This is a genomic window from Gardnerella sp. DNF01199S, from assembly GCF_049244155.1.
Lineage (GTDB): Bacteria > Actinomycetota > Actinomycetes > Actinomycetales > Bifidobacteriaceae > Bifidobacterium > Bifidobacterium piotii.
The window spans coordinates 561,983-577,656 of the sequence record NZ_CP058380.1 but is presented as its reverse complement, the minus strand read 5'-3'; the positions used below and the strand labels follow the sequence as shown (position 1 = coordinate 577,656).

The window sequence follows — 15,674 nt, the reverse complement described above, 5'->3', positions numbered from 1 at the left end:
TTATAATACTTTCCCAATTTTGATTAACACTTGTTTTTGATTAACGCTTGTTTATATATATTGAGCGGATTAATCACCACTTTGCTGCCGCGATTTTGCACGCTTTAATGACCATTTATTCCCAAATTTTATGTTCGGATTGCTCTTAATAAAACTATCCGCAACACCCATCGCAAGAAGACACATAACAAGAGAAGATCCACCTGCGGAAACAAATGGCATAGGAACGCCCATAACTGGCAAAATCTGAACAACAACCAAAATGTTTATTAGTCCTTGGCCAACAATCCAAGTAGCAATGCTAATAAGAGATATTGAAACAAGCTTATTTGTTGATTGCAAGGCAGAAGTTAGCAAGCACCATCCAATTACAATGTAAAGAAGGATTACGCAAGAAGCAACAATAAAGCCCATCTCTTCGCCAATGATTGCAAAAATAAAATCGTTGTGAGCATACGGCAAATAATTCCACTTTTCTCTAGAATTACCTATGCCAACTCCCATTATTCCACCAGACGCCATTGCGTATTGCGCATGAATCGACTGAAAACAAACGCCTCTAATCGACTTTGCATCGCATCCATGAATCGTAGCAAGAATACGACGCATACGATTTTGGCTAGTCACAACAAGCAATAAAACTGCTGCACAAGCCGTTATAAGGGCCACAACAAGCCATTTTGTAGGGAATCCTCCCACATAAAACGCCACAACAGCAATAAGCAAAATAATAAGAGCTGTACCAAGATCCTTGCCTGCAACAACTAAAAGAACCGAAACACCCAAAGCTACAACTGTTGGAATATAGGCGCGCATAGCAACACGCTTATAAGCCTTTTTTGCAAGAATAAGTGCCATTGGTAGCCAAATGCATATAGCAAGTTTGGTGATTTCTGCTGGTTGCATTGTAAGCGGGCCTATTTTAATCCAGCTAGCATTACCATTAACCTCGTGCCTAATACCTGGAACAAAAGTCAAAAATTGCATAAAAACCGATATTGCGTAAATGGTAATAATCCTGCTTTTATAAAAATCAACAGGAAGATGTGAAAAAATCAAATATCCAACAAGACCAATAACGCAATAAAACAGTTGGCTCATTCCAGAACCCCAAGGGCCAGCTCCGTAGGTAATCATCGTTACCGACGAGCTTGAAAACACCATAAATAAGCCAAAAACGGTTAATATTACAACAGATATTCTTAGTCCAAAAAGACACCACAATGGGTTAAAAATACTGCGAATACCAACGTATTGCTTAAAAGCCTTTGTATTATCACTAAATGTTTCTTGAACACCCGAAATATTAGTAGATGAATCTGCCTTAGTTCCAGAAGATTTACTACTAAAAGATCTGCCACCAAAAGATCTGCCGCTAAAACCGCTAAAAATGCCAAAACCGCGTTTTTTAAGCTTTTTAGGATTTCTAGAACTTGATGAGCTAGCTTTTTTATTGTTCTCATTCATGGCTCTTAACCCATCGCTCAGATTCTTTAGCAAAACGATTGCCACGATCTGCGTAAGAAACAAATTGATCCATAGAAGCGCATGCTGGTGCCAGAAGAACAACATCTCCAGGCTGCGCGTACCTTCCAGCAGCTTGAACAGCTGTAGAAATAACTTTTTGACCCAAAGTAGAATCCGCGCTAAGGACTGGCGACTTTTCAACCTCTTTAAGAACGCGATCATCTACAGAATCAAAAGATTCGCAACTTTCGCCATTCGCAGAAACTATTGTTACAGGAATACCTTGACCTTTAGAATTAAGCGCTTCTACAATCGGCTTTTGATCTAGCCCAATAACAACAACAGCCTTAATAATACTACGATTTTGATTAACTAAATCTTCAAAATGGCCACCTTTTGCAAGACCTCCAGCAATCAAAATTACGGATTTTTTGCCAAAACTAGAAATAGAGGCTGCAGCAGCATGAGCGTTAGTAGCTTTTGAATCGTCAACAAAACGAATCGCGTGTTCTGGAAGATTATCTTTAGCATTTAACGTTGCAACAGTTTGAATCCTATGCCCTCCTGGAGCAAAGTTGCACAATGCTTTAACTGCATTTTCAACGTCTTGTTTTAAGCCAAGAGTTAGAGCTAGTGCAATTAGTGCGTCTGCAAGAAGATGAGGATACACGCTTCCATCTGGCTCGCATAAGTGTTTTAGTTCTTTTAGCGCTACTATTTTGACTGGATCACCAACTTTTGCGCCAGCAACGCCACTTTTGTCTACAATCCAGCCATTTTCAACGCCTATTTCTCCGCATTTTGGAGCGCTGAGCGTAAAACCGATTTTTTTACAACCATCTTTGACTTGTGCATTTTTTGCTAATTCGCTAACTCGTGAATCTTGAGCATTATACACAAGCGCTTTTTTAACACAATTAAAAACTTTCGACTTATCTTTTGCATAAGCTTCAATGCCGCCGTGCCAATCCAAATGGTCAGCCGCAATATTAGTAATCGCAGCGCAATCCAACTCTAAGGAATTAGTAAAATGAAGTTGGAAAGAGCTTAATTCAACACATAACGCGTCGTGTTCTTTTTCTAGCGCAGCATAAGAAACAGACTTGCCAATGTTGCCAACTGCAGGAGCATCTAGACCGCAAGCTGTAAGCATATCGGAAGTCATCTCTGTTGTAGATGTTTTTCCATTTGTTCCAGTAATTCCAATCCATGCAGCTGGAAGATTTGTTTTAAGCGACTTTACGCGCACAAGCCACGCAAGCTCCACTTCGCTGATGACTGGAATATTGCGCTTTTGAGCCTCTAGAATAAAAGGCGTTCTAGGGTTAAAAACTGGCGATGTTACAACAGCATCAATCGTATTCCAATCGATTTTAGAAAAATCGTGGATTTGTGCCTCTTCCTTACGCTCGTCTGCGCTAATCGCATTAGCGCCAACAGTTTTAAGCACTTCCATGGCTCCTATGCCAGAAACGCCTAATCCTGCTACAAGAACGTTATGGAACGGGAACTCATTGTGCAAAGAGAACTCCTTGCACAAATCATTTGCAACATTGCTCATATAATCACCCTAAATCAACAATCCAGAACGGCCTGCCCAATCCGCATAGAACGTCATCAATGCAGACAGAACAAACATAAGCTCAATCATCCAAAAACGAACAACAACTTTGCCTTCTGCCCATCCAACAAGCTCAAAATGATGGTGGATTGGCGCCATTTTGAACACGCGCTTATGCGTCAACTTAAAGCAACCAACCTGAATCACATCGCTGCAAGTTTCTGCAACAAAAAGTCCGCCTAAAATAACAGCCAAAAACTCTGTGTGAGTAGCAATGGAGAGCGCAGCAAAAAGGCCACCTAAAGCCAAGGAACCAGTGTCTCCCATAAACACTTGAGCAGGATTTGAGTTGTACCACAAGAATCCAAAGCAAGCAACAGCAGCACAAACAGAAATAATTGTTAAATCAAGCGGATCCGATACAGCATAAGAGAATCCAAAATGACCGCCGCCTTTAACGTGGTAGCTTTCCCAAAAAGCAATAAGCGCATATCCTGCAAAAGCAATCATAGAAGATCCAGCAGCAAGCCCGTCTAATCCATCTGTAAGATTTACAGCATTAGACCATGCAGCCATCAAAAAGTTTACCCAAACAATAAAAATTACAATTCCTATTGCTTTGCCAAACATAGAAAAATCAAAGAATGGCTTTTCTATAAAACTCATGCCAGGCTGCGCGCTTGCAATGCCCGACTGAGTTGGAAGCATAAGAGCCAAAAGCGCATAAATGCTTGCAAAAATAATCTGACCGAATAACTTTGCTCGCACAGAAAGGCCAAGATTCTGCTTTTTTCTAACCTTTGCAAAATCATCAACAAAACCTAAAAAGCCCATTGAAAGCATTGCAAAAAGAACAAGAACTGCAGACCAAGAAGGCGTTCTGCCAACAGAAAAATACCTGTATAAAGCAGATGCAGCCCAGCCAACTACAACAGCAAGATTAATAACAACACCGCCCATTGTAGGAGTGCCACGCTTAACTAAATGGGATTGCGGGCCGTCTTGGCGAATGTATTGTCCGTAATTTAATCGGTGTACTAAGCGGATTAAAAGCGGCGTGCCAACAATAGTTACTATTAGCGAAACCACTATTCCCACAATAAGCGCAATCACAGGTTAACCTCCGTATTTTTGTTAAGGCTAGTGTTAAGGCTCTTACTAAGTTTAGCCCAGCTTTCAGCCAAAACGCTCAGCCCCGAAGCATGAGACCCCTTTAACAACACAACAGTACTAGAATGCTCAGCCACAAGACTCCAAACAATATTATTCGCCTCAACGCAATCATGAACAAAATACACGTTGTGTTTAGAATCAACATTGTCATTTTGATACTTATTTACACTGTTATTTCTGTTATTTCGCCAATTATCTCTAGCACCTTTAGCTACGCAAGAAGCTAATTCATCTAATTTTTCACTCGTGGAAGATCCAACGGAAATTATTGCGTCAATATTCTTTTGTGCAACATATTTTCCTATAGACTCATGCATATTATATTCGTCTTTTCCAAGTTCCAACATTGAGCCTAAAACAGCGATTCTAAAAAGTTTAGTGGATGAAGACTTGGCAGAATCTGCAGAATTGGCAGAATCGTCGGAGTCAGAAGAGTTAGCGGAATTAGAAGAATCATCGGACTCATAAGAGCATAATCCGTCAATTCCTGCTTTCATAGAGTCTGGATTTGCATTAAACGAATCGTCAATAAGTGTAAACTTTTTATCATCTTTGCAAATAACAGAAATTTGCATACGATGCGGGCTAATATGCGAAACTTTATTCAAAACTAGAGAAATGTTTTTAAGACTCATTCCAAAATATCGTGCAACATTTGATGCAGCAAGAGCATTCATAACATTGTGCACGCCAGGAAGCGCAAGATGTAGTGTTGCACTATTTTCGCTAATCGCACTATTTTCGCTAGTCGCACTATTTTCGCTTTCGATAATCGTAAATTTTGCACAACCACTTTCGTCTAAAGAAATATCTTGCGCGCGCAATTGATAATTACCATTATTCGACGCATCAAAATTGCCATTATTATCAACATTTAAGCCAAACCAGCGAACTTTATCTTGATCAGCCAGCTTGCTCATAGACGCAACGCGAAAATCATCTGCATTCAAAATCGCAACACCATGAGGCAAAAGTCCCCTAACAATCTCACTCTTAGCTTGCGCAATTTTTTCTACAGATCCAAATTCGCCCAAATGAGCAACACCGACTTTTAGCACAACCGATAAATCAGGAGGCGCAATAGTTGTGAGCATTGCAATTTCTCCAACATGATTTGCACCCATCTCCGCAATAAGGAATCGCGTATTCTCGTTTACACGCAAAGACGTTAATGGCAATCCAATCTCGTTATTAAAAGACCCAACGGGCGCAACTGTATTGCCAAGCGTTGAAAGCAAAGCATTAAGCATATCTTTTGTGGTAGTTTTTCCAACGGAACCAGTTATGCCAATAATGCTAAACGGCGTATTTAGCGCGCGGCGGCGAACTAAATTATGTTTTGCTAAAAGTCCAAGCGCTTCAACCGAATTTTTAACAACGATTTGAGCAATCTTGTTTTGCACACTTTCATCTAGCAAAACAGCATGTTCCACAATCGCAGCTTTGGCTCCAAGCTGAGCCGCTTTTTGAACAAAATCGTGTCCATCTACTCGTTCGCCCTTTATAGCAATGAATACCGCTCCGCAAGAAACATTACGCGAATCACTTGTAGCGGAATTAACAATGTCGGTGCTTTTTACCGAATCGCAAGACACCGAATCGCAAGACACCGACGAACCACATAAAAGCTCGCTTGCGTTAACAGCATCTGCTACCTCTTTAATGCTCATAGGCATCATATGAGTACTATCTTGCGTAAAAACAGTGTCTGTAATTTTATTTTGCATGCTATTTTGCTTGCTATTTTGCTTGCTATTTTGCTCTATTGAAAACATTTTCTGCTCTTAAAATATATTGGTTTCTATTTTAGTTCGTGAGATACTCGCAACGCGCTCTTAATTGTACCTCTTCTAACACCAGCAGCAAGAACCATTGCGATTGAAAGAGAAAGATGTTTACTAACACTTTTGCCGCCGATTTGATCTGCTAATGCAGCTAACTCATCGGATTCCCTAGAACGCATTACACAATAAGATCTTTCGTGACTTATAAATCCATACCTTTGTTGCAAATTATAAAAACTCATTACAGGGCGCGCAGATTTTATGCTTGATTCGTCAATCTTAGAATCAATCTTGGAATCAATCTTAGAATCAATCTTAGAATCATCTTTTCTATTACTATATATAAGTGATTCCGATGATTCTTTAGACTTAGACTCATACGAATCTTGCGAATCTTCTGAATTAGCATTCACTTTAGATTTGGCTTCTAATGCGCCGCTTGCTTGCGACTTATCTTTTGAATTTGCCAAGCTTGAATCATATGCCAAATCGCCACCACTGTGTTCAATAGCTTGCAAACTGGAATCTGACTTATACAAATCAAGACTTCCTGCCATTGCGAGAGCATTATTGCTTTCAACTCCAAGAACATCAATGTTTACAGATTGCAAAGCGTCTTTTTTAAGAGTTGCAGAATTTAACGCTATAACAACAGCTGCAGCACCATCTTCTACACATACCGACAAATTGTGCTGAATATCCACGATTCCAAGCGGATATTCTAAATCCAGTTCTCGCTGAAGAGAATTAGACCCTGCAGCGCTTATAACACCAATTGGGTTGCCAAGCATATGAAGAAAATCAGCTAATCGTATAACATTTGCATAGACTTCGTCATCATCATCGCCAGCAACCGCAAAAGTCGCTATAAAAGAAGATGGGTCATTATTAACATCGCAAGCAAGTTTACCCAAAGTTACTGGATTGTTAGAAGAAACTAAAAGTGGAATACCAACGCTCATCGCTTCGGACCTAAACTCTGGAGTAACCATTGCTGCGTATGCTCCAGCATCTCTAGCAGCTTCCAATTGTCTTTTATCTACGCGATTTGCAGGAATAAAAAGACACCCAGGCTTAACATTCCTAACGTCGCACGCTAAAGAAGTAATTGTTATTCCAGAAGCAAAAGATGGTATTACTTCAAAACCATATTGTTGCGCAGCAAAACCAAGAGTTACTCTTGTTCTAGAAAATTCATCAACAGCATTCATACTCGCACTCGCCCTCGTTCGCTATCTATTACCATTGTACAGCAATAGGATCGGTGCGAGGAGTCGATACTGGAACGTTGTACTTTTGCATTAGGAACTCGCCTATTGTTTTTATAATAGTCGCCGCAGTATAAACACCGAATGTACCTTCTGGATTGCTTAATGCTACAGTTATTGCAAAACGTGGATTATCTACAGGCAATATTGCTGCGCAATCTGCAACAATAGAGCTAAGAGCTCCGCCAAATCCAGCAACTTCTGCAGTACCACTCTTTGCAGCAATGCGATATCCATTAACAGATATGTAGCTACCGTAATATTCTGCAGCGGACTCCATAGCATTTAACATTTGATCAGCAACATGCTCATCCAACACCCTAGTGCCTTCTGGCCTCTTGCGCTCCGTAACTCTACCATGAGGGTCAATTACAGACTTTATAATCGATTGCTTAAGTCTTACGCCTTTATTTGCGATTGTTGATATAGCATTAGTTATTTGCAAAGCGTTTGTTGCATAACCCTGACCGAACAAAACAGTGTTTTGCTTACGACCATCCCACGATTGAACACTCGGAAACAAACCTTGGGATTCTCCTTGCAAGCCTAATCCAGTATATTGTCCAATTCCAAACTTAGACAAAAACTCATAACGCTTGTTATTTGGATATTTTTCGCCAGCCATAATCATGCCAACGTTAGAAGATTCCTTCAAAATGCCTGCCAAAGTGAGCCTCATAACACCATGATTATGAGCGTCGTGGAAAAGCTGACCCTGCTTTTCAATGCTTCCTGGAACAGCAAACTTATCTGATAACGAGCGCGCGCCCGTCTGAAGCATGCCTGCAACTGAGAAAACTTTACCAATGGAGCCTGGCTCAAACACTTGGCTAACAGCTTTAGAAACAGACGCTCTAGCTTCGGCAGAACCAGCTTTAATACTATCGCTATCTTCTAGAGCAACGATTTCTCCAGTGCGAATATCTTGAACAACAGCAACGCCCCATCCAGCTTTATACCTGTTAATGCCATCTAGAAGAACCTTCTTAACGTACCAATCTACATCGCTATCAATAGTTAGCTTTATGTCGTTACCGTTTACAGCATCTTTATATTCGCTTACCGTTCCAGGAATTTTCTCATTTCCAACGTTATTTCCCTGATATTTTTGATAACCATCTTTACCAGTTAGAACCTTATCTTGAGAAAGCTCTAGTCCAGATTCGCCAATTTCTCCTCTTCTGCCCTTTGCTTCCTTGCGAGCGCTTTCTTCAGCGTCTTTAACGGAACCGATTAAAGCACCAAGAATAGGGCCACTCGAGTATACGCGTTCGCTACTGTTTTCTGCATAAACACAACCAGAAAGATTAAGCTTGTCTATTGCGCGCTTAACAGAAGGCTTAACATTTCTTTTAATAACAGCGTAACGTCCTACGCCTGCAATCTTGCCGCCTATTTCAACAGAACTCATATGCAAAATAGGAGCCAAAAGACGTGCTACAGCAACAGCGCCAGTTCCTTCAACATCTTTGCCATTAATTGCATGACAATTCCCAGCAGTTTGCTTTGTGCAAGGAGTTGGCTTAAAAGACTGAGCGTTCATAGGGTCTGCGATTATGTTGTATCTTTCAACGCTTTGAGCTAAAACGGTACCGTTTGCGTCTAAAATACGACCTCTACGAGCGAGTATTGGACGAGTTCTGCTACGTTCTGCCTGCGCCGCCTGAGCAGTAGAACGTGCATTGATTAACTGTATAAAGCTAAGCTTTACTATTGCTATAGACGCAATAAACGCGAATATCATTGCAACAGCAATACACTTTTTTGCAAAAACCGTGTTTCGTATAACGCTAGTTTGAGCGCCATAACGTGCATTAGCTCCAGAAGAAGCATAACCAGAACCAGAACGCGCGGCATTACTGCCGTATGATCTGTACAACTTACTCGTATTGAATCTGCTCTTGCTGATTTTGCTCACTCTGCTTGTAGTAGAGTGCAACTTTTTACCAGCAAGTTTGGCATAATACAATACTGTTTTCATTTTGCCTGAGTATTTGGCGAAACGTTGCTTGATTAGGCGGTTCATCAATGTTTCTCCTTATTTTTTTGTTCTGGCTGTTGTTTAGTTTGTTGTTTAGTTTTGTCTGATTTAGTTTTGTCTGGTTTAGTTTTATCTGGTTTAGTTTGTTGTTGTTTAAGTTTTTGCTTTGCTTGCTGCTGTTTAGCTTGCTCCTGTTTAGCTTTTTGAGCTTCAATAGCAGCTTGTTCTGCCTTCTTTTTATTGGCATAAGCACTTAAATCAACTGTTATTGCTCCCTGTTGTGGAATCATTCCCATATCTTGTGCTTTTGCTGGAAGATCCGCTTCTAGCGCATCTAACTTTGTTTGCGCAGTTTCCACATCTTGACGAAGCCTAGAGATACTTGATTGAGTGGCAGCTTGTTCAAAAGATATCTCCGCCATTTTTGTTCGCAACAACAAAGACGTAGTAGGCGTAACAAAAAGGAAAATAACAACAATAATCAAGTTGAAAAGAGGAGCTTTACGAGTGTTACTCCACTCTATAACTCTATGTAAGTGATTCATTACTGTGTAAGACCTACGGTCAGAGGCACTAAACACTAATGGAATCGACTTTAAAACGCGATTTTGCCTTGAATTATTACCAGCTGCCTTCTCGTTTACTCGCCCAGCAGGAGCAGATGAATTTGCATAAGACGCAGCAATCCTAGAAGCACGGTTTTTACTTGGCTTATCCATTAGAACCTGCCTCCTTTGCTGTTATTTACACCATTCGCTTTAGAAGAAGAACGATGCAAAGATGAATCTTCTCCTTGAGCAATAGCTGTAAAGTCTTTAATCCACCTATCTGGAATATCTCTAATAAGCTCCACTGCGCGTAAGCGAACAGAAGAAGACCTTGTATTATTTGCAATTTCTTCTTTAGATGCTTTAATAGCTCCGCGAGTTAAAGACTTAAAGAAAGGTTTTGCACTTTGCGGAATAATTGGCATATTTGCTGGAACATCTACTTCTAAGCCTTTATTCATAAAACGCTTAACCGTAATATCTTCCAAAGAATGATAAGACTCAACAACAATTCTGCCACCGTTATTTAAGCGCAAAGCAAGCTTTGGCAGAGTCCTAGAAAGCTTATCTAGCTCTCCATTAACTTCGATTCTAAGAGCCTGAAAAACTCGTTTAGCTGGATTTCCTGGAGCACGATGAGCACGCGGAATAACATGATCCACTAAATCAACAAGTTGACCAGACGTTTTTATTGGATTCTCTTGTCTAACTTGCACTATTTTTCTTGCGATTGGCCCAGAAAAACGTTCTTGACCATACTCACGGAATATTTGAGCAAGACTGGATGCACTATAAGTAGCAAGAATGGTTTCAGCAGTAACACTTTGAGTTGTATCCATACGCATATCTAAGGCTGTGTTATGAGAATAAGAAAATCCTCTATCTTCCTCGTCTATTTGCAAACTAGAAAGACCCAAGTCCATAAACGCTGCGTCAATCTTATCGATTTCTAAATCTTCAAGAACTTTGTCAACTTCATCAAATGCAGCATGCACTGGAATAAAACGAGTCTCTAAGCCTTCGTCGCGCATTCTTTTTGTCGCTAAGCCAAGAGCTTCACTATCTCTATCTATTCCAATAAGAGTTGCAAGTGGAGCAGCTTTAAGAAAAGCTGTTGCGTGACCCGCAAGTCCAAGAGTGCAATCAACAACAATAGAATCTTTGTGATCTAATGCTGGAGAAACAAGATCTACGCAGTCTTCCAACAACACTGGCGCATGAATTGTAGATAAATCTTTCATTGTGCCACCGCCGGAAGAACATCATTTGCAATATCTGCATAATCTTGCTCTTTATCTGCAAGATAATTGTTCCAAGCAGATTTGTTCCATATTTCTGCGCGAGTTCCAACACCAATTACAACAATCTCATCTCCAAGATTTGCATAATCCCTTAGCATTGGAGGCACCACTATACGTCCTTGCTTATCTGGCTCCTGATCAACAGCGCCAGAAAGGAAGACTCTAAGGTAGTCTCTTGCAGACTTATTACTCATAGATGTGAGCTGAATCTGAGTTGTAATACGCTCAAACTCTTGCATTGGAAGAACATAAACGCATCGCTCTTGTCCGCGAGCCATAACAAAACCATCACCCAACTGGGATCTGAATTTTGCAGGTAAAGCAACGCGACCCTTTGCATCTATTTTTGGAGAATAAGTTCCAAGAAGTATCGGATTCTTTACGTGATTATTAGCCTGACTTTGCAAATTATTAGCACCAAAAACCGCGTCTTGAGGCAAAGGAGTGGATGTAAAAGCCGAAGACATAGGTTGAGGTTGCATAACAGGCTGCATAACAGGCATTTGAGGCACTTGCTGCGCTTGATACATTTGCGGCATTTGCGGCATCACATAATAAGGCTGAGCGTACGCTTGAGAATTTTGCATTGGCATATGCGCATCTTGGGCATTAGCTTGAGCCGTATTTTGAGAATCATAACCAGATGGATTTTGAGCATGCTTAAAGGAGGAATTGGCTTTATCTTGCGCATTTGCGCCAGCTTTATTACTAGCCATAAATCCATCTCCTTTTCAACATGCAATATGCCACTTGCACATCATTCACCATTTTACCCCATTTCTCACCAAAAATCCCCACTTTTTTGTAAAAAAATAATATTTTTTTAACTCAGATTGGAAACATGCAACGTGTATTAGCCTCGAGGTATACTTAAACGCCTAGTTTTAGCCCAACTTTTAAGAAGAACGGACACAAATGTCTACGTACTCCTCACAACTCAGCGAAGAACAACAAGCGGTTGATTGCGCCTACAATCGATTAGATAACTTGCGTTCAACAATCCGAGCAAGACTTGATTCTGTACGCGCTGCAGGCTCGCATGGCTCACCAACTCAGCGAACAGAACGAGATTCTTTTGCAACAATGTACGAAGATCGTTTAACGCAACTTAGAGCTGTAGAAGATAGACTCGTGTTCGGCAGACTAGACAGCCTAGAAGGCATAAGACGTTACATTGGAAGAATCGGTTTACTAAGCGAAAATCACGACCCAATCTTAACTGATTGGAGAGCAGAAGCAGCCAGACCATTCTACGAAGCAACTCCTTCAAATCATGGAGACATTGTTATGCGTAGGCACATAACTCTTAAATTCCGAGAAGTTGTAGGAGTTGAAGACGAGATTCTAGATATTCATTCAGACGAAGTAAACAAAGCATCTAAGCAAGGAACACTTACTGGCGAAGGTGCATTGCTTGCTTCTCTAGGTTCTCGTAGAACTGGAAAAATGACGGATATTGTTGCAACCATTCAGGCAGAACAAGACCGCATTATTCGCGCTCCTCTAGACCGTACAATTGTTGTTCAAGGTGGACCTGGTACAGGCAAAACTGCAGTAGCTTTGCACAGAGCAGCATACTTGCTCTACACGCATCGCAGAAAGCTTGAAAGATCAGGCGTTTTGATCGTAGGACCAAGCTCCGCATTCTTAAGATACATAGATCAAGTTTTGCCATCTTTGGGTGAAACTGGTGTTGTTAGCAGAACTATAGCGGATTTAATCCCAAACATTCATGCAACAGTGCAAGACACTCCTCATGCAGCAAAACTTAAGGGAATGTACCGCATGAAAAACGTTATTCAAAACGCTATTTGCGCAAGAATACGCGTTCCTAAAGATTTGCCAACACTACGCATAAATGGTTTTGCTGTGCAATTAAAGAAGGAAGATATAGAGCTTGCGCAATTAGACGCTCAGCGCACACACCAGCCTCATAACCAGGCGCGTAAAACATTTGTAAAGTCAGTTATAAGTTCGCTTAGAAACAGGTATCTAGAACAACTTGATTATGTTCCTTCCCAAGCGGAGATATCCGACATTACTTCGCAACTTAGAATGGAAAATAAGCTCAAGATTACATTAAATCTTGCTTGGCTACCTATGAATGCCAATTGGCTTATAGACCAACTCTTTTCTAAACCTGAACAACTTCGCATATATGCTCCTTGGTTAAGTGAAAATGATATTCGTGCATTGATTAGACCAAAAGGAAGTCCTTTAACTCAGTCCGACATCCCACTTCTTGACGAAGCTATGGAGCTACTAGGCCCAGATCCAAAGATTGAAGCACAAAACGCTGCTCTCGCTCGTAAAAAACTCGAAGAACAGCAATATGCTTCCGATACTCTTGCACAAAATGGCATAGGGAATGGCATTATTACCGCCGATATGCTTATTGAGAATATTCAAGGTAACGATGCAAGTATGGTTGCAAATCTTGCCGCGTCGGATAGAGAGTGGACTTATGGCCATGTTGTTGTAGATGAAGCGCAAGAGCTTACTGCAATGGATTGGCGTATGCTAATACGCAGGTGCCCTTCACGCTCATTTACAATTGTTGGCGATGTTGCACAAACCTCCTCTTTAGGTGGTACACATAGTTGGCAAAAAAACATGAGCTCATTGTTTGGAAACGAAAACTGGGATCTTTATGAACTAACAATTAATTACCGTAATCCTAAAGAAGTTTCTGAAGCTGCAGGAAAAGTTGCAAATAATTCTGGCTTATATATATCAACAGTTAATGCAGTTAGATCTGTTCCAGATTCGCTTGTTACACATACGGTTCAGAATCAAAATGAGCTTAATAATATGCTTTCTAAATATTGCATTGACTTATTTAACGAATTTGTTTCCGAAGACGGAAGCGGACGCGTAGCAATTATTGTTCCTCAAGAACTAATAGAGCATGCAAACAAAATCGTTAAAAATACTCTTAGCAAGAATCTTTCGACTAAGGAATATGCACGCATAATTCAGCAAAACTTTGACGATAGTCAAATTAGCGTTTGCAATGCGGAAGATGTTAAGGGATTGGAATACGATGCGGTAATTCTAATGCAACCTTCTGCCATCGAGCAGGAAGCAGCATCCAGACTTAGCGCAGCGGCAAATCTATACGTTGCAATGACAAGACCAACACAGCGTCTTGTTGTCTTGCGCACACAAGACGACGCCAATTTTTCAAAGTAATAATCACGAAGTAAAAGTACTGAGTAAACCCAACTATTAACAACCTTGTTATTTGTTTGACCCTTTAATTGGGTCAAACAAATCAGGTTATCCCTCACACTATAACCATATTTATTCTAAGACTCAACGATTCGCTAACAAACAGCAAATCAACATTCACACAAACTCAAATACTCAAACCTATGCTTTTAGCAACATTCACAAAGTGTTCACTCAATGTAAAACATTGCACAATCACTTACTTTTCTTAAGATCATCTATTGCACGTTCAAAATCTTCCAAACCAGTAAAATTCTGATATACGCTAGCAAAACGAAGATACGCCACCTCGTCTAGTTCACGCAACGGCTTTAATATTGCTTTTCCAACATCTTCGGATGTGATTTGAGCTAATCCACGAGCACGTAAATCAGCTTCAACTTCCATTCCAAGAGTCTTTAGCTCCTCAGAATCTATTGGTCTACCCTGGCAAGCTTTTCCAACACCAGCAACCACTTTTGCCCTATCAAAAGGTTCCACAGAACCAGAACGCTTCATAACAAGCAATTGCGTAGTTTCTACTGTTGTAAAACGATTACCACACATCTGACACTCGCGCCTACGACGGATTGAATATCCATCCTCGCTGATTCTAGTGTCAATAACCTTAGTATCGGAATTCTTACAAAAAGGACAATGCATATATACAGCATACTAAAAATTAATTAAATATGTTATATATATTTCAATGTTTTATATAAATAAATCGATTTTTTCATATTTTTCCTCGTATATTTTATAAAATTTATCGCAAAACACTCGAATAGATGGATATATAGATACATCCATAACAACAAGTGGTTCAACAATTGGTTTAACGCTTAGATCATTACAACTGCAACATGCAGAATCATCGCAATAATATAATGCAAACAAATCATATGAATCTGACGAATCATATTCATAATCCGAACTCATAAATACTCCATTCTAATAATATTTGTAATAACAAAATCAGTCGTCAATAAAAGGTACTCGTATAGACTGCCCTACTTCTAAATCTGTAGAATCAAGATTATTTAATTGCATAAGGTAATCAACAGAATCAGAAATATTGCCATTTTTATCTGTTATGGATTTTGCATAACTCCATAAGGTATCTCCAGGTCGAACAGTATACGTTACAAAGGATTTTGATACGGCCGAAACAGCTGGCTTTGGCATAAAAATAATCCAAGCAAAACAAACTAACGCAGAAAAAACTATAAAACGAATAAATAATTTATTTTTGCGTTTTTTGTAACCCTTATTAGCCAAAGCGGCACGATTTAGCGTTGAATAACTAATACCATTAGAGGAGTTCAAGTTCTTATACATAACTATCCTTTCTTACGTTTTAATTGACATGAACATTTGTTCT

General features: G+C 40.1%; 12 protein-coding genes. 1 reads left to right on the top strand and 11 read right to left on the bottom strand.

Annotated elements, in window-relative coordinates; translation table 11 throughout:
- Positions 1 to 69: 69 nt before the first annotated feature.
- The 9 genes from HXT45_RS02230 to mraZ all read right to left on the bottom strand — a co-directional run bounded on the left by HXT45_RS02230 (position 70) and on the right by mraZ (position 11,799).
- Positions 70 to 1,467, bottom strand: coding sequence for an FtsW/RodA/SpoVE family cell cycle protein (locus HXT45_RS02230; RefSeq protein ID WP_116689708.1), 1,398 nt, complete (start codon positions 1,465 to 1,467; stop codon positions 70 to 72).
- Positions 1,460 to 3,028 (bottom strand): UDP-N-acetylmuramoyl-L-alanine--D-glutamate ligase, encoded by a 1,569-nt coding sequence (gene murD / locus HXT45_RS02225; RefSeq protein WP_116689709.1) that lies wholly within the window; start codon positions 3,026 to 3,028, stop codon positions 1,460 to 1,462. The genes HXT45_RS02230 and murD overlap by 8 nt, the downstream gene beginning before the upstream one ends.
- Before the next feature lie 9 nt (positions 3,029 to 3,037).
- A complete protein-coding gene (gene mraY / locus HXT45_RS02220) occupies positions 3,038 to 4,141 on the bottom strand; it encodes a phospho-N-acetylmuramoyl-pentapeptide-transferase (protein WP_018619883.1) in 1,104 nt (367 codons plus the stop codon).
- Positions 4,138 to 5,928, bottom strand: coding sequence for a UDP-N-acetylmuramoyl-tripeptide--D-alanyl-D-alanine ligase (locus HXT45_RS02215; protein ID WP_165845304.1), 1,791 nt, complete (start codon positions 5,926 to 5,928; stop codon positions 4,138 to 4,140). The genes mraY and HXT45_RS02215 overlap by 4 nt, the downstream gene beginning before the upstream one ends.
- A gap of 74 nt (positions 5,929 to 6,002) precedes the next feature.
- The gene (locus HXT45_RS02210; RefSeq protein ID WP_116689711.1) at positions 6,003 to 7,196 is read right to left on the bottom strand and encodes a UDP-N-acetylmuramyl peptide synthase; all 1,194 of its coding nucleotides are present in this window, start codon (positions 7,194 to 7,196) and stop codon (positions 6,003 to 6,005) included.
- Between the two features lie 28 nt (positions 7,197 to 7,224).
- Positions 7,225 to 9,279, bottom strand: coding sequence for a peptidoglycan D,D-transpeptidase FtsI family protein (locus HXT45_RS02205; RefSeq protein WP_115761767.1), 2,055 nt, complete (start codon positions 9,277 to 9,279; stop codon positions 7,225 to 7,227).
- On the bottom strand, positions 9,279 to 9,953 hold the full coding sequence (locus HXT45_RS02200; protein ID WP_115761766.1) for a hypothetical protein: 675 nt from the start codon (positions 9,951 to 9,953) through the stop codon (positions 9,279 to 9,281). The genes HXT45_RS02205 and HXT45_RS02200 overlap by 1 nt, the downstream gene beginning before the upstream one ends.
- Positions 9,953 to 11,023 carry a 16S rRNA (cytosine(1402)-N(4))-methyltransferase RsmH gene (gene rsmH / locus HXT45_RS02195; protein WP_115761765.1) on the bottom strand — a complete coding sequence of 357 codons (1,071 nt, stop codon included), beginning with the start codon at positions 11,021 to 11,023 and terminating at the stop codon, positions 9,953 to 9,955. Before rsmH ends, HXT45_RS02200 begins: the two co-directional genes overlap by 1 nt.
- Entirely contained in the window at positions 11,020 to 11,799 is a 780-nt protein-coding gene (gene mraZ / locus HXT45_RS02190; protein WP_421782116.1) for a division/cell wall cluster transcriptional repressor MraZ, read from the bottom strand. The genes rsmH and mraZ overlap by 4 nt, the downstream gene beginning before the upstream one ends.
- 199 nt (positions 11,800 to 11,998) lie before the next feature.
- On the opposite strand from mraZ, the gene HXT45_RS02185 reads away from it, so the two are divergent.
- Entirely contained in the window at positions 11,999 to 14,275 is a 2,277-nt protein-coding gene (locus HXT45_RS02185; protein WP_421782113.1) for a HelD family protein, read from the top strand.
- A gap of 234 nt (positions 14,276 to 14,509) precedes the next feature.
- Here HXT45_RS02185 and nrdR read toward each other — a convergent pair whose 3' ends face one another.
- Together nrdR and HXT45_RS02175 are read right to left on the bottom strand one after the other, a co-directional pair.
- The gene (gene nrdR / locus HXT45_RS02180) at positions 14,510 to 14,956 is read right to left on the bottom strand and encodes a transcriptional regulator NrdR (protein WP_032812895.1); all 447 of its coding nucleotides are present in this window, start codon (positions 14,954 to 14,956) and stop codon (positions 14,510 to 14,512) included.
- Positions 14,957 to 15,268: 312 nt separating this feature from the next.
- A complete protein-coding gene (locus HXT45_RS02175; RefSeq protein WP_016783656.1) occupies positions 15,269 to 15,631 on the bottom strand; it encodes a LysM peptidoglycan-binding domain-containing protein in 363 nt (120 codons plus the stop codon).
- Positions 15,632 to 15,674: the final 43 nt, after the last annotated feature.

Coding starts and splice junctions, on each gene's coding strand:
- HXT45_RS02230 (WP_116689708.1), bottom strand. CDS start 1,467: ATGAATGAGAACAATAAAAAAGCTAGCTCATCAAGTTCTAGAAATCCT.
- murD (WP_116689709.1), bottom strand. CDS start 3,028: ATGAGCAATGTTGCAAATGATTTGTGCAAGGAGTTCTCTTTGCACAAT.
- HXT45_RS02215 (WP_165845304.1), bottom strand. CDS start 5,928: ATGCAAAATAAAATTACAGACACTGTTTTTACGCAAGATAGTACTCAT.
- HXT45_RS02210 (WP_116689711.1), bottom strand. CDS start 7,196: ATGAATGCTGTTGATGAATTTTCTAGAACAAGAGTAACTCTTGGTTTT.
- HXT45_RS02205 (WP_115761767.1), bottom strand. CDS start 9,279: ATGAACCGCCTAATCAAGCAACGTTTCGCCAAATACTCAGGCAAAATG.
- HXT45_RS02200 (WP_115761766.1), bottom strand. CDS start 9,953: ATGGATAAGCCAAGTAAAAACCGTGCTTCTAGGATTGCTGCGTCTTAT.
- rsmH (WP_115761765.1), bottom strand. CDS start 11,023: ATGAAAGATTTATCTACAATTCATGCGCCAGTGTTGTTGGAAGACTGC.
- mraZ (WP_421782116.1), bottom strand. CDS start 11,799: ATGGCTAGTAATAAAGCTGGCGCAAATGCGCAAGATAAAGCCAATTCC.
- HXT45_RS02185 (WP_421782113.1), top strand. CDS start 11,999: ATGTCTACGTACTCCTCACAACTCAGCGAAGAACAACAAGCGGTTGAT.
- nrdR (WP_032812895.1), bottom strand. CDS start 14,956: ATGCATTGTCCTTTTTGTAAGAATTCCGATACTAAGGTTATTGACACT.
- HXT45_RS02175 (WP_016783656.1), bottom strand. CDS start 15,631: ATGTATAAGAACTTGAACTCCTCTAATGGTATTAGTTATTCAACGCTA.